The organism is Cupriavidus sp. SIMBA_020, assembly GCF_046535395.1.
In the GTDB taxonomy this organism is placed as follows: Bacteria; Pseudomonadota; Gammaproteobacteria; order Burkholderiales; family Burkholderiaceae; genus Cupriavidus; species Cupriavidus campinensis.
In genome coordinates this window covers 1-18,030 of sequence record NZ_JAWRWU010000009.1, presented here as the reverse complement: position 1 = coordinate 18,030, position 18,030 = coordinate 1, and the positions used below count along the sequence as shown (strand labels likewise).

At 68.3% G+C, this 18,030-nt stretch carries 14 protein-coding genes; 3 read left to right on the top strand and 11 right to left on the bottom strand.

Translation table 11 applies throughout. The features are described 5' to 3' along the window. Window positions 1-74 precede the first annotated feature (74 nt). The 9 genes from SB751_RS17795 to SB751_RS17755 all read right to left on the bottom strand — a co-directional run bounded on the left by SB751_RS17795 (window position 75) and on the right by SB751_RS17755 (window position 13,541). On the bottom strand, window positions 75-5,642 hold the full coding sequence (locus SB751_RS17795; protein WP_410748261.1) for an AAA family ATPase: 5,568 nt from the start codon (window positions 5,640-5,642) through the stop codon (window positions 75-77). Between the two features lie 78 nt (window positions 5,643-5,720). Then, the gene (locus SB751_RS17790; protein WP_244844554.1) at window positions 5,721-6,110 is read right to left on the bottom strand and encodes a response regulator transcription factor; all 390 of its coding nucleotides are present in this window, start codon (window positions 6,108-6,110) and stop codon (window positions 5,721-5,723) included. Between the two features lie 183 nt (window positions 6,111-6,293). Continuing rightward, a complete protein-coding gene (locus tag SB751_RS17785; RefSeq protein WP_410748260.1) occupies window positions 6,294-7,418 on the bottom strand; it encodes a porin in 1,125 nt (374 codons plus the stop codon). A gap of 4 nt (window positions 7,419-7,422) precedes the next feature. Beyond that, window positions 7,423-7,710 (bottom strand): XapX domain-containing protein, encoded by a 288-nt coding sequence (locus SB751_RS17780; protein ID WP_092294822.1) that lies wholly within the window; start codon window positions 7,708-7,710, stop codon window positions 7,423-7,425. Between the two features lie 25 nt (window positions 7,711-7,735). Beyond that, entirely contained in the window at window positions 7,736-9,364 is a 1,629-nt protein-coding gene (locus SB751_RS17775; protein WP_410748259.1) for an MFS transporter, read from the bottom strand. 4 nt (window positions 9,365-9,368) lie between these two features. Next, window positions 9,369-9,794 carry a DoxX family protein gene (locus tag SB751_RS17770; RefSeq protein WP_410748258.1) on the bottom strand — a complete coding sequence of 142 codons (426 nt, stop codon included), beginning with the start codon at window positions 9,792-9,794 and terminating at the stop codon, window positions 9,369-9,371. A 36-nt stretch (window positions 9,795-9,830) separates the two neighbouring features. Beyond that, window positions 9,831-11,768, bottom strand: coding sequence for an amidohydrolase (locus SB751_RS17765; protein ID WP_410748257.1), 1,938 nt, complete (start codon window positions 11,766-11,768; stop codon window positions 9,831-9,833). Between the two features lie 13 nt (window positions 11,769-11,781). Beyond that, a complete protein-coding gene (locus tag SB751_RS17760; RefSeq protein WP_144196789.1) occupies window positions 11,782-12,603 on the bottom strand; it encodes an alpha/beta fold hydrolase in 822 nt (273 codons plus the stop codon). Between the two features lie 251 nt (window positions 12,604-12,854). Next, complete coding sequence (locus SB751_RS17755) at window positions 12,855-13,541, bottom strand: hydrolase (protein ID WP_144196533.1); 687 nt, start codon at window positions 13,539-13,541, stop codon at window positions 12,855-12,857. A gap of 368 nt (window positions 13,542-13,909) precedes the next feature. Here SB751_RS17755 and SB751_RS17750 point away from each other — a divergent pair, with 368 nt between their 5' ends. Then, window positions 13,910-14,569, top strand: a complete 660-nt coding sequence (locus SB751_RS17750) for a response regulator transcription factor (RefSeq protein ID WP_144196534.1) — start codon at window positions 13,910-13,912, stop codon at window positions 14,567-14,569. 25 nt (window positions 14,570-14,594) lie between these two features. On the opposite strand, the gene SB751_RS17745 is transcribed toward SB751_RS17750, so the two are convergent. Beyond that, window positions 14,595-14,780 (bottom strand): hypothetical protein, encoded by a 186-nt coding sequence (locus SB751_RS17745; RefSeq protein ID WP_144196535.1) that lies wholly within the window; start codon window positions 14,778-14,780, stop codon window positions 14,595-14,597. Next, the gene (locus tag SB751_RS17740; RefSeq protein WP_250025475.1) at window positions 14,746-15,207 is read right to left on the bottom strand and encodes a hypothetical protein; all 462 of its coding nucleotides are present in this window, start codon (window positions 15,205-15,207) and stop codon (window positions 14,746-14,748) included. The genes SB751_RS17745 and SB751_RS17740 overlap by 35 nt, the downstream gene beginning before the upstream one ends. Window positions 15,208-15,577: 370 nt before the next feature. Between SB751_RS17740 and SB751_RS17735 the strand changes: the two genes are divergently transcribed. Together SB751_RS17735 and SB751_RS17730 are read left to right on the top strand one after the other, a co-directional pair. Beyond that, entirely contained in the window at window positions 15,578-16,309 is a 732-nt protein-coding gene (locus SB751_RS17735) for a glutathione peroxidase (RefSeq protein WP_144196537.1), read from the top strand. A gap of 177 nt (window positions 16,310-16,486) precedes the next feature. Continuing rightward, entirely contained in the window at window positions 16,487-17,893 is a 1,407-nt protein-coding gene (locus tag SB751_RS17730; protein ID WP_410748256.1) for a dihydrolipoyl dehydrogenase, read from the top strand. Window positions 17,894-18,030 lie beyond the last annotated feature (137 nt).

Below are 18,030 nucleotides of genomic sequence, written 5' to 3'. Positions count from 1 at the left end.
GGCGCATCGGGTCTGGCGCATCGGGGCTGCGTTCGGGGCTGCGTTCGGGGAGGGCACCCGGGGCGCGTATGCGCTCACCCGCCCAGTGGCCAGCATAGCGGCAGCGTGAACGAAAACGCGGTGCCGTGCGGCGCGCGCGCCGTGGCCTGGAGCCGGCCCCGGTGTGCCTCGACGATGGAGCGGCAGATCGCCAGCCCCATGCCCATGCCGTTCTTCTTGGTGGTGTAGAACGGCTCGAACACATGGTCGATGTCGCCGTCGCCGAGGCCCGCGCCGGTGTCCGCCACGCTGATCTCCAGCATGTCTTCCGCGGCGATGCGCGTGCCCATGGTCAGCACGCGGGTGCGGTTGGTGACGTCGCCCATCGCCTCCACGGCGTTGACCACAAGGTTCAGCAGCACCTGCTGCAACTGCACGCCGTCGCCAAAGACGCGGAAGGCATCGGCGTGCAGCGCCAGTTGCACGGACACCTGCCGGCGCTCGATCTCGCTGCGCGAAATGGCGAGGATATGGCGGATGGCCTCGTGCATGTCCACCTCGCCCAGCACCGGCGCGGCGTTGCGCGTGAGCCCCTGCAGGCTGCGGATCATGTCCCCGGCGCGCTGCCCCTCGCTGGCAATGGCCTCGAGGCCCTCGCGCGCGTACTCGATCTCGGGCTTGCTGCGCGCGAGCCAGCGCAGGCTGGCGCCCGCGTTCGAGACGATCGACATCAACGGCTGGTTGATCTCGTGGGCGATGGAGGCCGTGAGCTGGCCCACCGTGGTGGCGCGCGCCACGCGCGCGAGGTCGGCCTGGGCGTTGCGCAGCGCGTCGTCGGCGCTGCGGCGCGTGGTCACGTCCGTGACGGTGCCCACGTACTCCAGCGTCTCCCCGTCCGTCACCAGCGGCTTGCCGATACCTTCGACATAACGGACCGCGCCGTCGCTACGCACAATGCGGTACTCGAGGTGGATCGGCGCCTGGTTGGCTACCGACTGGTTGATGGTGTGCAGCGCGTTCGCGCGGTCGTCGGGATGCATCCGCGCGCCGAAATCCTCCAGCGCGAAGTGCGCGCGCGCCATATCCAGCTCGAAGATGCGGCGCATCTCGTCGGAGCACGAGATGGCCTGCTGGCGCAGGTCCCAGCGCCAGCTGCCCGTATGGCTGACGCTTTCGCCCATGGTCAGCGAGGCCTGGCTCGCACGGAGGGCGCGTTCCACCTGCTGCCGGCGGTCATTCTCGGCCAGGAGGTCTTCGTAGAGCCGTGCGGTGCGCAGCGAAATGGCGGCCTGCGAGGCGATCAGTTCGAGCACCTCGGTCTGCTCGGGCGTGAAGCCGTCGCCCAGCAGGCGGTTCTCCAGATACAGCACGCCGATCAGCGTGTTGTGGCGCGACATCGGGATGCAGATTGCCGCGCACCGCGCGTGGGCCGCGAAATATGGATCGAGCCCGAACGGGTTGGCGCCGGCCGCATGGCCCACCATGACCGGCTGGCCGGTGCGGATCACGGTGTGGAACATCGACATCGGCAGGTCATCGGCGGTTGGGGCGGCCTGCGCCAACTGCACGCGGATACCGGCGGGCGAGGTCTGGGCGCGCGCCTCGATGACCGGCGCCTTGCCCTGGAGGCGGATCAGCAGCCCCCGCTGCGCGGCGGCATATTCGAGCGTGATGGTCATCAGCGTGTCCACCAGCTTGTCGAGGCGAATCTCGTCGGTCAGCGCGCGCGAGGCGCGGATCACGCTTTCCACGTCGCGGATACGCTTGCCGTTGGCGAGCACGTGGGCCGGGCCCCGCGCCGCGTCGAACAGCTCGGGGTAGGTGACCGCCATCTGGCGGGCCTTGCCGGTTGCGCCCCATTGCCGATAGCGGTCATGCGCCGCCCGCAGGTGACCCCGTGCGGCGGTGGTGAGGCCCGCCGCCATGCAGTAGTGGCCGGCGCGTTCGTGGGCCAGCGCGGCGATGTGCGCGAAGCCGTGTGCGGTGGCGTGGGCAATGGCCTGCTCGTAGCGCTTCATCGCGCCGAGCCCGTCACCGTCGAGCCGCACCAGTTCCGCTTCCACGAGCAGCGCCTTGTCGGTGAAGGTGAGCGGATTGGCGTCGGCCCAGCGGCGCAGTCTGCGGGCGTCCGCTTCCAGCGTGGCGCGTGCTGTCGCGTCCGGCGTGCCGGCAGCCAGCGTCAGCGCCCGATAGAGATGGAAGTCCACCTGATGGATATGGCCCGGCGCGGACCACGCGAGCGCGCCGGCCGTCTCCAGGCTCGCGGCGGCTTCGGCGTGCCTGCCAGCCAGATATTGCAGCGTGGCGCGATAGAGCCAGTACCAGAATTCCAGGGTGGACATGCGCTCCCGCGCCGGCGTGCGGGCGAGGTCGTGGCCGTCGAGCGTGGAGGGGGCGGCGGCGTCGAGCGGGAATGCCGTCTCGCGCAGCCCGTCGACAAAACGCTGTTGCAGCAGCAGGATGGCCTCCACGTCGTGGAAGCCGGTCTGCCGCACGAAGTCGAGTCCGCTGGCGATTTCGGCGGAAACCTCGTCCAGCGTGTCGCCGCGTGCGAGCCGGTTGGCCACCAGATGGCAGCAGACGAAGCAGGCCGTGGTCATGTCGCCGTTGGCGACGCCGGCCGCAAAGCCCGCCCGGGCGCAGTCGGTCGAGTAGCCCAGCGGCTGCGTCCACACGCTGAGCTGGTCGAGCGGCAGCAGCGTGCGGGCTTCATAGGCGGCGTAGCCATGCCGCGTGACCAGTTCCCGCGCCATCGCGCCGTAGCGGAAGCCGTCCTCGTAGGCCGCGTAGCGATGGCAGACCAGCACACCGAGCCAGCCCAGCGCGGCGGTGGAGGGGCCGCTGATGCCGTGCGCGAGCGTCAGCCAGATCATCTCGCACAGTTCCAGGAAGGCCAGGTGCTCGTCGACGAAACTGGCGGGCACGGATAGCGCAGCCAGCAGCGCCATGGCCGCCATGACATCGGGGTCCGACATCTGGGGAAGGTGCGCCAGCGCCTTGAGTCCGTGGGCGTCCAGCCGCGCCTCGATGGCGCGGTAGGCGGCGTCGGCATCCGCGGCCGAGGGGTGCGCGGACAGCGAAATGCCGAACATGCGCAGTCCGCGGATGGCCGTTTCCACCGCCAGCGCGTTCTCCGAGCGCCGGGTATGGAGTTCCGTCTTGAGCCGGTAGACCTCGGCAAGTTGGCGCGGGGGCGCGTTTGCCTCGAGCAGGGTTTCGGCCAGGGTCAGCGCCTCGGGCAGCCTGCCTTGCTGGAACAGGCACGCGCAGCGCTCGCGCAGCAACGCGAATTCCACCTCGCCGGCGCCGGCATGCCCGTGCACACGCGCGGTGCGCACGAAGGCCAGGCCCGCGGTGACGGCGTCCAGCGCGGCCGGATAGGCGATGGCGCGCCGCGCGCGCGTGGCGGCGGCGAGGCACAGGCGGGCAGACTGGACGGCTTCGTCGGGGTCGGTGATCAGCTCCACCACCTGCGCCAGCAGTTCGGTGGCGCGGAACAGGGTGTCGTCGCGCAGGGCGCCTTCCGTGGTGTCGGGGGCGTCCCGCAGCAGCCGGCCCACGCGCAGGTGCACGCGGTCGCGCTCCTCGGGCGTCAGCAGCGCGTGCGCGGCCTCCTGCACGCGGTCGTGCGAGAACACGTAGCCGGGCTCCTGCAGGCCGATGGCGTCCGCAGCGCGCGCCGGGGCCAAAAGGGCGTGCAGCGCGCGCTCTTCCACCTCGAACGCGGCACAGATCAGCGCCACCTCCGACTGCCGGCCCAGGCACGCCATGCCGCCCAGCAGCTGGCGCGTGCGCGGCGGCAGCCGCTCCAGGCGCTGGAGCACCATGTCGGCGACGTTGTCCGTGTAGGCGTGCCGTGCGATGTGCTGGAAATCGTACTGCCAGCTGCCGTCGTCGGGCGAGTAGGTGACAAGCCGGTCATCGACCATGGTCTTGATGAACTGGCCGACGAAGAACGGGTTGCCGAGCGTCTTCGCGTGGACCAGCCCCGCCAGCGGCTGCAGGTCGCGCCGGCGGGCGCGCAGCGTTTCGGCCAGCAGCGTGCCCACGGCCTCCACGTCGAGCGGTTGCAGCGCCAGGTGGCGGTCCTGGGGTCTGCCTTCCGGGCGAGCCAGCGAATCGTCCAACGCATCGTCCAGCGCATCGTCCAACCCGCGCGTGCTGCCCACGATCAGCAGCGGCAGCGGCGTGGTGCAGTCCAGCAGGCGCGCAAGCAGTTGCCGGGAAGAAGGGTCGAGCCACTGGAAGTCCTCGATCACCAATACCAGCGGGCGCTCCGGCAGCCCGAAGGTGCCGACGAGGTTGCGCATCGCCAGATCGAAATGCACGGCGGTATCGGCGCTGTCTCCCCGTGCCGGGGCGGGCAACGGGCCGGTCAGCGCCGCGAGCGCGGGCGCGATGCTCACGGCGGTGCGCGCATACGGGCCCAGGCCGTGGCTGACGCGCGCCTGCCAGTGGCGCACGCGCTCTTCGGGCTGGCCGAGGATATCGATGACCAGCCCGTGGAAGGCCTCCGCGATGGCGGCGTAGGGGGCCTCGTTCCGGAACTGGTCGGCCTTGCCCACGGCGCAGCAGACCTGCTGCTGGCGCAGGGGGTCGACAAAGGCCCGCATCAGGGCAGATTTGCCGATGCCGGACGGCCCGCGCACGGTCACCAGTGCGTGCTGGCCCGTGAGGGCCACGTGCGCGTAGGCTTCGGCGAGTTCGCGCAGCTCGGCGTCGCGGGCAAGGAGCCGCTCCGGCAACTCGAGTTCGGCGGGCTGGTCGCGGCGGCCCAGTTCGAAGACGTCGATCCGGCCGAGCGTGCTCCATGCGGCCCGGCAGCGCCGGATATCCGCCTCCAGCCCCGCCGCGGACTGGTAGCGCCGGCTGGGGCGCTTGTCGAGCAGCTTCATGATCAGCAGCGACAGCGCTTCCGGCACGCCGGCGGCCAGCCGGTGCGGTGGCAGGGGTTCGCTGGCCACATGGGCGTGGATCCACTCGTTGGGGTCGGCCGGATCACGCGCGGCGAACGGCAGCTGGCCGGTGGCCAGGCGGTACAGCACGACGCCAAGGGAATACAGGTCGCTGCGCGCGTCCAGCCCGTTGCGGGTGCGTCCGGTGTGTTCGGGCGACATATAGGCCAGGCCCTCGCCGCCGGCCAGGGTGTGCGGCGGCAGGGCGTCGGCGATGTCCCACTGTTGTGCGGTGGCCAGGCCGAAGCGCGTGAGACGGCACCGGCCCTCCGCGTCGGCGAAGAGGGCCGACGGCATGATCGCCTTGTGGATCAGCCCGGCCTCATGCGCGGCGCGCAGGGCCTGGCTGGCACTTTCGGCCAGGGGGAGCAGCCGGGTAACCGGCAGGGGCGCGGGCGGCAGGCTCGCCAGCGGCACCGCGTCTGTGTCGTCGTACACCAATGCCACGCCGCCCCGGTGCTGCACGCAGGCGCGCGGCATCATCGCCCAGGCCGGGCGCAGCTTGGCGGCGAGGCTGAATTCATTGTGGAGCCGGCGTGCCGCCTCGCCCTCGGTCAGCACCGACGCCGCGTGCGCCACCAGCAGGGTGCGGCCGTCCTCGACATGATGGCCGCGTGAGAGCGCGACGATGCCGTTGTGGCAGAGCGGCGTGAGGGCGAATTCGTCCAGCGATGCAAGGGTGGCCGGGCTTGGGTCGTAGGGCGTCATCGTGAGGCGTCTATTGCCGGCCGCCGCACCGGTGGGCCGGTGCGGATAGTGGGGCGGGGGTGGGGGCGTTGCGCCGCGCTAGGTGCCTGGGTCTGCCGGGGCGGGGGCCAGCGCGCGCTCGATGCACGCAATGATAGCCGTGTCGAGGAAAGGCTTGCGCAGGAAACATGCTGCGCCGGCGGCCATGGCGCGGGCTTCGTGACCGGGCTGCGCGAACGCGGTCATGAAGATCACGGGCATGTGCAGGCCGCGTGCGCGCAGGGCTTCGCACAGCGCGAATCCGTTCATCACGGGCATCTGTATGTCGGTTACCAGGCAGGAAACCGTATCGAGGGTGGCCGATTGCAGGAGTTCCTCGCCGCTGGCGTATAGCACCACGGCGAGGTCGAACGAGCGCACGAGCCGTCCCAGGGCGTGTCGGACCGACGCGTCGTCATCGACGATGGCGATCACCGGGGTGGCAGTCACACGGGATTCCTTGAGTAGTCCGGAGCGATGACGGGGCCACTTCGGGCTCCCATCGCTTGCGCACAGCATACTGCCAGGCGGGCGCGCCCCATATCATACGGTGGTATTGTCAGCGCCCGTCCCACACGGCGGCCGCGCCGCATGGCGCCGGCGGGGTTACACCTGGGTATGGCTTGCGGCGGGTCAGAAGTAGTGGCGCATGCCCAGGGCAAAGGTCTGCGGATCGGCCCCCGCGCTGACGCCAAGCTCGTTGATGGCGAAGTCGTAGACGGCGTTGGGGTGGTTGTTGATGCGGCTGTACCACGCGAACAGCGCCGTGCGCTTGGAGAGCGGATAGTCGTAGCCCACCGTCACCTGCGTGGCGCCCGTGCCAGAGCCGCTGCGGAAGAAACCGATGGTGTCCGTGGACGCGCCCGTGCCATTGGCGGCATAGGCGAAGCCGATCCGCACGCTGCCGGGGCCGAGCTGCTGCACCAGCGAGGCGTAGTAGCCGTTGCGCTGGAGGTCGCCGGTATCCGTGCGGTAGTGCAGGTGCTCGTAGATGGCGGAGACGCGCGTGCCGGCGAAGAGCTGGTAGGCCAGGCCGACCTTGATGGCGTCGTCGTTGCGGCCGGCGGCCTGGTAGTGCTGGTGCACCTCGTAGGCCAGGGTGGCGTTCAGCGGGCCGCGCTCGTAGACCGCCGCCGCCGAGTACAGCGCCGGATTGCGCGCCACGGTGGTCTTCTCCTCCGGCAGCCCCCAGCCCAGCCACACGCTCACGCCGCCGAACTGCGGCGAGCGGTATTGCACGATGTTCTTCTGGCGCCGATCGAATGAACTGGTGTCCTGCACGTTGTCCGACGAGGACGTGGAGCCGTTGCCGATCAGCGCCATGTAGCCGGCGGTGGTCGGATAGTACGGGTCGTAGGCCGCCGTCGACTCGGTATAGGGCGTTTGCCAGTGCCCCATGAACAACAGGCCGTAGTCGCCCTGGAGGCCGATACGCGAGTTGCGGCTGGCGATCTGGCCCTGGCCGGTATCGAGTGACAGGTTGCTCTCGATCTGCCACAGCGCCTTGAGGCTGCCGCCGAGACCTTCCTCGCCGCGCAGGCCGAACACGGAGCGGTAGTTGGTCTGCCGTACCACGCTGCCCAGGGCGGTGCCGTCGGTGGCCGTGCTGGCGCGGCTATATTCGATGGCCGTGTTGAGGCGGCCGTAGATGGTCACGGTACTCTGCGCGGCGGCCGGTCCGCCGGCCAGGCACAGTCCCAACCCCAACCCCAACCCCAGCGCGGCGACGCGCGGCGATACAAGACGTCGGTACGGCATGGGGTCAGCGCTGGCTCTCGTTGGGGTTGGCGGCCTCGGCCTTGTTGGCGGCGGTCAGCGTGCTGGGCGGCGCGCCGGTAATCTTCGGCACGCATTCGCTGTGGAACCACGCAGCGGTGACCGGCTCGCCGGCCAGCATGCGCTTGATCGGCGGCACGACCTGCTCGCCAATCAGCATGCCCAGCAGGCCGATCAGCGCCACCACGGGCGGCGCCGGGGAGCGCACCTGCATCAGTGCATAGATGATGCCGACGAGAATGCCGGCGCCCAGGGAGACGAGATAGAGCTTCATGATGGTCGCGATATGAATGGGAGGGTCAGGCAGCCGGCTTGCCCGGGGGCAGGCCAACGCCCAGCAGGTGGCGCACGCGTGGCGGCGTGGCGCCGGTGTGGTAGCGCGTGACATCGCGCTGGAGGTCGGCATCGGCGTGGGCCACGCGCTCGTGCTGGCGCAGGTGTTCCGCCCAGGATTCGACCAGGAACCATTCGGTCAGCAGCTCGGGGTCGGCCGGGTCTTCCATCACGCCCCAGTTGAACGCGCCGTCCCGCAGGCGCTCGTCGGAGAGCTTGTGCACGGCGCGCAGGAAGGCATCACGGTCCGCGGCGGTGACGCAGTATTCGATCAGGATCATGACCGGGCCACGGTCATGAGCGACCTCGCCCGCCATCTCCGGCTGGGGCCAGTGCCGTGCCGGGACGAGGTCTTCCTCGCCCTGCGGCAGGCGCAGGCGGTGCAGCAGCAGTGCGGCCACGACCAGCCCGGCTGCCGCAATCAGCAGCGCGCGCGGCGTGCCGGTCTCCTGCGCCACGAAGCCCCACAGCAGGCTGCCGCCTGCCATCGCCCCGTTGAACACCATCTGGTAGACCGCCAGCGCACGCCCACGCACCCAGTTCGGCAGAATCGCCTGCGCCACGCCGCCGAGCGTGGTCAGCGCCGAGATCCACGCCGCGCCGAGCAGCAACAGCAGCGGCAGGGCGATCCAGACCGGCGGTGCGAAGGACAGCACCGCCATGACCCCCGCCGTGACGAGCGCGGAGAGCAGCACCATCCCATCGGCATCGAGCCGGCGTTGCAGCCGGGGCATGATCAGCGCGCCAAGGATGGCGCCCAGGCCCACGCCGCCCAGCAGCACGCCGTAGAGGCTGGCGCCCCCGTGCAGCAGTTGCTTGGCGACCAACGGCAACAGCGCCCAGATGCTGCTGCCGAACGCGAAGTGGACGGCGGCGCGCGCCAGCACCACGTGCAGCTGGCTGTGGGCGCGCGTGAAGCGCAGGCCGGCGCGGAAGGCGCCGAAGAAATGCTCGCGCAGTGGGTCGGAGGGGCGCTCGGGGCGCTTCCACCAGATCAGCGCGGCAATCACGAACAGGTAGCTGAGCAGGTCCAGCCCGTAGGTGGTGGCCGCGCCGAACGCGGCCAGCAGCAGGCCGCCGGCGGCGGGGCCGATGGCACGCGCGATGTTCACGCCGAGCGCGTTGAGCGCCACGGCGCGCTTCAGCTCCTGCATCGGCACCAGTTCCGGCACGATGGACTGCCATGTTGGCCCCATCATGGCCGCGCCGATGCCGCCGGCAAAGGCCATGGCGATCAGGATCTCGATGGTCAGCGCCTGGTTCCAGGCGAGCAGCATCAGCGTGCCGCTGACCATCGCCATGCCGAACTGGATGACGATCAGGAAGCGGCGCCGGTCAAGGATATCGGACAGCACGCCGGCCGGAATGGCCAGCAGGAACACCGGCAGCGTGGCGGCGGCCTGGATCGTGGCGATGGCAGCGGGGGATGAAGACAGGTCCGTGGCCAGCCAGGCGCTGGCCACGTCGCGCATGAAGCTGCCGATGTTGCCGAGAATGGTGGCCGCCCAAAGCACGGCGAACGTGCTCTGGGCGAGCGGGGCGAAGGTGCCGCCCGCTGGGCTGGCGGCGGCAGGGGAGGAGTGGGAATCGGCCATGGAATCAGTGCTTGCGGAGGTCTTCCCACGCCACGAGCACGAAGGCCCCGGCCAGGCCCAGATGCTCGAAGAAGGCGTTGGCGAGCATGAAACGGGCCTCGGGCGGCGCGCTCCAGAAACGGTTGGCCATGAAGGTGGCGGCGATCGTGAACACGGCCAGCGCCAGCGCGCCAAGCCAGCGCCAGCGGCCGAGCAGGATCAGCGCGGCAGCGCCCAGCTCCAGCACGATCGTGGCGACGGCCATCGGCACGGCCGGCGTGAGGCCGAAGTGCTCCATCTCGGCCACCGCGCCGGGAAAGTCGAACAGCTTGACGAGGCCGCCCTGAATATAGGCGCCGCAAAGCAGCAGTAGGGCGACCCAGCGCACCCAGCGCGGCAGGACGCCCGAGCCGGCCGTGGCCGATCTCATCGAGGAAGTGGTATCAGCCATGGCCGGTCTCCGGTCAGCAATCAAGGAACAGGGGCATCAGAACGCCCAGCACGAGCAGCCCAGCGCGCCCCAGAACGAGCTTTCGTCAGCGGTCGGCACGCTCGACGTCCACGCCTTGGCGTGCGCGTGGCCGTGCACACCGCAGGAACTGGCGCAGCCGCAGGCGGTGGCCAGCGCGAGGGCCTTGGCCTGCGGGCGGGGCTGGTACTGGCTGCCGTGGCGGGCCGGCGACCAGTCCGGCATGGCCGGCGGAATCTCGGGCGACAGCTTGTTGAACTCGTTGTCGCCGTAGACCACCTTGCCGCCCAGGATCGTCATCACCGAGGTGATGTCCTGGATGTCGTCGCCCGGCACACTGAAGTAATCCTGCGACAGCACGGCCAGGTCGGCCAGCTGGCCCACCTTGATCTGGCCCTTCTTGCCGACTTCCGACGAGAACCACGTGTTGGCCTCGGTCCAGAGGCGCAGCGCGGTTTCGCGGTCGAGCAGGTTGGCTTGCGGGTACATCGCCATGCCGCCCACGGTCTTGCCCGTGGTCAGCCAGTACAGCGACACCCATGGGTTGTAGGAGGCCACGCGCGTGGCATCGGTGCCGGCGCCCACCTTGACGCCACGCTCCAGCATCCGCTTGATCGGCGGCGTGGCCTCGGCAGCCTTGGCGCCGTAGCGCTCGACGAAGTACTCGCCCTGGTAGGCCATGCGGTGCTGCACGGCGATACCGCCGCCCAATGCCGCGATGCGGTCGATATTGCGGTCGGTGATGGTCTCGGCGTGGTCGAAGAACCAGTTCAGGCCATCGAACGGGATGTCCTTGGCCACCTTCTCGTAGACATCCAGCGCGCGCGTGATGGTCTCGTTGTAGGTGGCGTGCAGGCGCCACGGCCAGCGCTTCTCGGCCAGCAGGCGGATCACGGGCTCGAGGTCGCCTTCCATCGACGGGGGCATGTCGGGCCGTTCCACGCGGAAGTCCTCGAAGTCTGCCGCAGTGTAGACCAGCATCTCGCCGGCGCCGTTGTGGCGGTAGAGGTCATCGCCCTGGCCCGGCTTGACGGTCGAGGTCCAGGTCTTGAAGTCGCTCAGTTCTTCCTTGGGCTTCTGCGTGAACAGGTTGTAAGCCAGCCGCACGGTGAGCTGGCCTTCCTTGTGCAGGTCCTCGATGATGTTGTAGTCATCGGGGTAGTTCTGGTAGCCGCCGCCAGCATCGATCACGCCGGTCACGCCAAGCCGGTTCACTTCGCGCATGAAATGGCGCGTGGAGTTCTTCTGGTACTCGGGCGGCAGCTTCGGGCCCTTGGCCAGCGTGGCGTAGAGGATGGTGGCGTTGGGCTTGGCCAGCAGCAGGCCGGTAGGATTGCCGGCCTTGTCGCGGATGATCTCGCCGCCCGGAGGATTCGGCGTGTCCTTGTTGTAGCCCACCGCGCGCAGCGCCGCGCCGTTGAGGATGGCGCGGTCGTACAGGTGGAGGATGAAGACCGGAGTGTCCGGCGCCGCGGCGTTCAGTTCCTCGATGGTGGGCAGGCGCTTTTCGACGAACTGGTGCTCGGTGAAGCCGCCCACCACGCGCACCCATTGCGGAGCCGGCGTGCGGGCCACCTGGTCCTTGAGCATGCGCATGGCGTCCGCCAGCGAGCGCACGCCGTCCCAGCGCAGTTCCATGTTGTAGTTCAGGCCGCCCCGGATGATGTGCATGTGGCTGTCGATCAGCCCGGGAATGGCCCGCCGGCCGTTCAGGTCGACGATCTTCGTCTGCGTGCCGGCCAGTTTCATGATGTCCTGGCGCGCGCCCACGCCGACGAAGCGGCCATTCTGGATGGCGACGGCATCGGCCTGGGGGTTGGCGCGGTCAAGCGTGGCGAACTTGCCGTTGACCAGGATGAGGTCTGGCGTGGCGGATGTCATGGCGAAGAGCTCCGAAGAAGCCGCCGCACCGAGTGCGGCAGCCGAGGCAATGAAATGCCGGCGGGTAACTGACATGGTGCGGCTCGGATCAGGTGTTCAGGAAGGCGAGCAGATCGGCGTTGATCTGGTCGGCGTGGGTCACGCACATGCCGTGCGGCGCGCCGGGGTAGACCTTCAGCGTGGCGTTCTTCACGATCTTGGCGGACAGCTTGCCGGCGTTGTCGATCGGCACGATCTGGTCGTCGTCGCCGTGCATGACGAGTGTCGGCACGTCGATCTTCTTCAGGTCGTTGGTGTAGTCGACTTCCGAGAATTCCTTGATGCACGCGTACTGGCCCAGGATGCCGCCGGCCATGCCCTGCGCCCAGAAGGCGTCGATGGTGCCTTGCGAAACCTTGGCGCCCGGACGGTTGAAGCCGAAGAACGGCACGGCCAGGTCCTTGTAGAACTGGGAGCGGTTGTCGGTCACGCCCTTGCGGATGCCATCGAAGACTTCCATCGGCAGGCCGTTGGGGTTGTTGGCGGTCTTGACCATGATAGGCGGCACGGCGCCGATCAGCACGGCCTTGGCGACGCGCCTGGTGCCGTGGCGGCCGATATAGTGCGTGACTTCGCCGCCACCGGTGGAGTGGCCGACCAGCGTGGCGCCCTTGATGTCGAGTGCGTCGAGCAGCGCGGCGAGGTCGTCGGCGTAGGTGTCCATGTTGTTGCCCTGCGCCGGCTGGCCCGAGCGGCCATGGCCGCGACGGTCATGGGCAATCACGCGGAAGCCCTTCTGCACCAGGAACAGCATCTGCGCGTCCCAGGCGTCCGCGTTGAGCGGCCAGCCGTGCGAGAACACGACCGGGCGGCCCGAGCCCCAGTCCTTGTAGAAAATCTGCGTGCCGTCCTTGGTGGTGATGGTGCTCATGGTGTTGCCTCCTGCGGGGTGATGGGTAGCGCCGGCCTGCGGCTTGCCGGCGGCATTGGCCTGGGTGGTGGCGGACAGCGCGGCGACGGCGGCCACGCCGACGGTGCCGGCGCCCGAGACGAGCAGCTTGCGACGCGAGGAGTTGAGCGCTTCGATTTGTTCTTGAGGTTGCATGTTCGGTCTGGCGAGGAATGTGAAGAGTGCGGCGGGTGATCGCCCCGCTCCCGCAGGCGGCAGCGGGGCGGCAGACATCAGCGTGCGGCCACCGGCGCCACGGACTCGTGCGGCGTGGCGGTGCGCTGGGCGGCCTTGTGGACCATGGTGTAGGCGTAGTCCACACCCATGCCGTAGGCGCCCGAGTGCTCCTTGACCAGCTTCATCACCGCGTCATAGGTGTCACGGTGGGCCCAGTCGCGCTGCCACTCCAGCAGCACCTGCTGCCAGGTCACCGGCACCACGCCGGCCTGCACCATGCGCTGCATGGCGTAGTCATGGGCTTCCTTCGAGGTGCCGCCCGAGGCATCGGCGACCATGTAGATCTCGTAGTCGCCTTCCAGCATGGCGCACAGCGCGAAGGTGGTGTTGCAGACTTCGGTCCAGAGGCCGGCCACGACCACCTTCTTGCGGCCGTTGGCGGCCAGGGCGTCGCGTACCTTCTGGTCGTCCCAGGAGTTCATCGACGTGCGCTCCAGCGTCTTCTGGTTCGGGAACACGTCCAGCACCTCCGGGTACGTGAAGCCCGAGAACGACTCGCTTTCCACCGTGGTGATGGTGGTCGGCACATTGAAGATCCTGGCGGCCTTGGCCAGGCCCACGACGTTGTTCTTCAGCGCCTGGCGGTCCATCGACTGGACGCCGAAGGCCATCTGCGGCTGGTGGTCGATGATGATGAGCTGGCTGTTTTGCGGGGTCAGGACTTCGAGCTTCGGATTGGACATGATGGTGCTCCAGGAAAACATTGGCGGGTGATGGGGGCATACTTGGGTAGCAGCCCGTCGAGAGGCTAAGCGCCCGCCCCGCCGGCGGCTACTGTTCGATCGTATTAGTTGCTCGCACGATCGGGTGGCTAGCTGTCGGCGCGGGGCGGCATGGCGCCCGCCTCGCGCGGCCAGTCGTGTTTTCGGATGACATGGTGGCGGCTGCGCCGCGTCTGGCCAACTAACCCGATGGTATGAATGGCATGTGCCCACGGACTATGTTGAAATGCGCGGTGCCGCGTCCGCTGCGGCCGCCGGGGCGTATGGTTGCCCTCGATATAATCCGCAACAGACACCCGGGACCACCCCCGCGGACAGGGAGAGAAGACGTGACATCGAAGAGCCTGGAGCCCGCTGACGACAGCACGCACGACGACGCACTGGTGCTGATCGTCGACGATGACGCGATGCTGCGCAGCGGCCTGGGCAACCTGTTCCGCTCGGTGGGCATGCGGGTGGCGCTGTTCGCCTCGGCCGCCGAACTGCTCGACTACGCCATGCCGGACGTGCCGAGCTGCCTGGTGCTCGATGTGCGGCTGCGCGGGCCGAGCGGGCTCGACCTCCAGACCCGGCTGGCCCAGATGGGCGTCAACATCCCCATCATCTTCATGACCGGCTACGGCGACATTGCGATGACCGTGGCGGCGATGAAGGCCGGCGCCGAGGACTTCCTGGCCAAGCCGATCCGCGACCAGGACCTGCTCGACGCGGTGTCCGCCGCGCTCGACAAAGACCGGATTCGGCGCCTGGGGATGCGGCAGGTGGAGGCGTTGCGCGCCAACTACGAGGCGCTGACGCCGCGCGAGACCGAGGTCATGACGCTGGCCGTGTCCGGGCTGCTCAACAAGCAGATTGCGAGCGAGATCGGCATCAGCGAGGTAACGGTCAAGATTCATCGCGGGCAGGCCATGCGCAAGATGCGTGCGCGTACGTTCGCCGATCTCGTCCTGATGGCGCAGCAGCTCGGCATCTGCAGGCAGCGCCTCTGAAAGGCAACCTCTGAAAGGGGGGCGGCTAGCCCGGTCCGTGCGTGGCCGGATGTGGCTGCATGCGCAAGGCCGCCCGGAACAGCGGGCGCGGGGTCACCGTGAACGTGGACGCCGCCGCGGCCTGGGCCACCCGGGCCAGGATGCCCGACATCAGGCGCTTCTGCTGCGCGAGCGCCTCAGGCCGAACATGGTTCGTGACGTGCAAAGCCATAGATTCCTTCCTTCTCCCCTGTCCTGCCTGGTTCGGGCCGCGTTACGCAGCGGAAGCGCGCGTTGCCGCCGGCGCGCGCGAACTGTCGGATCACACGCTCGCACAGGAAATCCATCTTGCGGGTCTGCGACACGCAGACGTACTGCTGCACCGCCGGGTGGGCGTCCACATGGTGGCGCATCGCCCACAGCAGGGCCTCCGAGAACTGCCAGACCATGTGCGGGCAGGGCAGGCGCCAGAAGTCCGGCAGGAACATCGTGCCGTGGTCGGCCTCCACGCGCACCACCGTGACGAACCGGGTCACCTCGCCCGCTGCGGGGTCGGCCATGTCCTCGGGCACCTCCGCGAAGAACATCACATAGCGCAGGTCGGCAAAGCCGATGCCGATGACCTCCAGGCCATCCTCCACGCGTATCGTTTCCGTCACGTGAATGTCGCCGCGGCCGCCTTGCGGCGGCTGCGGGGGAAACACGCGCGTGACCAGTCCGGGGCAAATGTAGTCGTACATCGGGCAACGAAAATTGCATCACAAAAGGCGGCATACCCCGCCTTTTTCAAGCCCGGATGCTAACCGCCGTGCTGCACGGCGGGCCGCTTCTTTACAACATTTCACGGGCGGCGCCAGCGGTCAGAACGCCGTCTGATAGGAAAAAGCAATCGGATAACGCCGAATGATAATAGATTGTTTCAATCGGGCAGGTAGGAACGATGAATTGTACAAATCACATCTCAATCTTCAGAATCCACCCCATCGCTACAACACGTGGCGCCCAACCCAACCCAGAGGAGTCTTACCGATGCTGCAATCCCGCGAAGGCCAACGCGTTCCCCAAGTCACCTTCCGTGTGCGTGAGAACAATGAATGGAAGAACGTGACCACGGCCGAACTGTTCGACGGCAAGACCGTCGTGGTCTTCTCGCTGCCCGGCGCTTTCACGCCGACCTGCTCGTCCACCCACCTGCCGCGCTACAACGAACTGGCGCCGGTGTTCGCCAAGCAGGGCGTGGACGCCATCCTGTGCGTGTCCGTGAACGATACCTTCGTGATGAACGAGTGGTCGAAGGACCAGGAGTCCCAGAACATCACCATGATTCCCGACGGCAACGGTGAATTCACCGACGGCATGGGCATGCTGGTGGACAAGGCCGACCTGGGCTTTGGCAAGCGCAGCTGGCGCTATTCGATGCTGGTCAAGGACGGCGTGGTGACCAAGATGTTTATCGAGCCGGAAGAGCCGGGCGACCCGTTCAAGGTCTCGGACGCCGACACGATGCTGAACCACATCGCCCCGAACGCGAAGAGCCCCGACCAGGTCGTGGTGTTCTCGAAGATCGGCTGCTCGCACTGTGCCAAGGCCAAGCAACTGCTGTCGGACAACGGTTTCGAGTACATCGACGTGCCGCTGGAAAACAAGGTGCGTGGCAAGGTGCTGGGCGCAGTGTCCGGCAGCATGACGGCCCCGCAGGTGTTCATCAACGGCAATCTGATCGGCGGCGCTGAAGCGCTCGAGCAGTACCTGTCGCGCTAAGCGCATCCCTCCCGCGTCCTCCCCTGGCCCGGTTTCCCGCCGGTGTCCAGGGGGACATTTCCCGAAGCAGGACAGTCGTCGGATCCGATGACATCGGGCGCCCAGCCTGGCGCCGGTGTCATGCCGTCCGCTGATTGAGAAAAAGCCAGCAAACCGCTCATTACCAGGAATCGCATCATGAAGACGACCATCCAGACCGACGTAGCCGTGATTGGCGCAGGCACCGCTGGCCTCGCCGCCTACCGTGCCGCCATCGCGGCCGGCAAGCGCGCCGTGATCATCGAGGGCGGGGCCTACGGCACCACCTGCGCCCGCGTGGGATGCATGCCGTCGAAGCTGCTGATCGCCGCCGCCGAGGCCGCCCACGAGGCGCGCCACACCGGCGCGTTCGGCGTGCATGTGGATGGCCCGGTGCGCGTCGATGGCCGCGAGGTCATGGCCCGCGTCCGTAGCGAGCGCGACCGCTTCGTCGGCTTCGTGGTGCGCGGCACGGAGAGCATTCCGACAGCGCATCGCCTGATCGGCCATGCGCGCTTCATCGACAACACCGTGCTGGAGATCGACGACCACACCACGGTGCGCGCCAGCCGCGTGGTGATTGCCACGGGCTCGCGTCCGGCCGTGCCGCCGTCATTCCACGTGTTTGGCAACCGGCTGATCGTCAATGACGATGTGTTCGCCTGGGACGACCTGCCCGCCAGCGTGGCGGTGTTCGGCCCCGGCGTGATCGGGCTCGAACTGGGCCAGGCGCTGTCCCGGCTGGGCGTGCGGGTGCGCGTGTTTGGCGTGGGCGGCGCGGTCGGCCCGTTCACCGATCCGGCGATCCGCGCCTATGCCGCGCAGGCGTTCAACCAGGAATTCTCGTTGCAGCCCGACGCCCGCGTGACCGACATGCGCCGTGAGGGCGACGAAGCGGTGATCACGTTCGAGGACGCCGACGGCCAGCGCGTGACCGAGCGCTTCGCCTACGTGCTGGCGGCCACGGGACGCCGCCCGAATGTCGATAACCTGGCGATCGAGAACGCCGGGCTGGCGCTCGACGCACGCGGCGTGCCGGTCTTCGACCCGCTCACGCTCCAGTGCGGCACCGCGCCGGTGTTCATCGCCGGCGATGCCAACAACGTGCTCCCGCTACTGCACGAGGCCGCCGACGAAGGCAAGGCCGCCGGCGACAACGCCGCGCGCTGGCCCGACGTGCGCCCGCTGGCACGCCGCGCCATGCTGGCCGTGGTGTTCTCCGATCCGCAACTGGCCATCGTCGGCAACAGCTACGCCAGCCTGGAGCCGGGCAGCTTCGTCACGGGCGAGGTCAGCTTCGAGGATCAGGGCCGCAGCCGCGTGATGCTGAAGAACAAGGGCCTGATGCACGTCTATGCGGACATCGCCACGGGCCGCTTCCTTGGTGCCGAGTGGATGGGCCCGCGTGCAGAGAACATCGCCCACCTGTTGGCGTGGTCCTGCCAGCAAGGCCTGACCATCGCCCAGATGCTGGCCATGCCGTTCTACCACCCGGTGGTGGAAGAGGGCCTGCGCACCGCGCTGCGCGACGCGGAAGCCAAGCTGGCAGATGCGACAAAAAAGTGATGAATAAGTAGCAGCAGGACTGACCAGGGTCTGGTTGGGAGGGCCGGCAGCGGTGACGCTGTGAACTGCACCCCAAAAGTTGGACACCCGTTCAACCTTTGGGGTGTTTTTCATGGCGAAGTACAACGAGGCGTTCA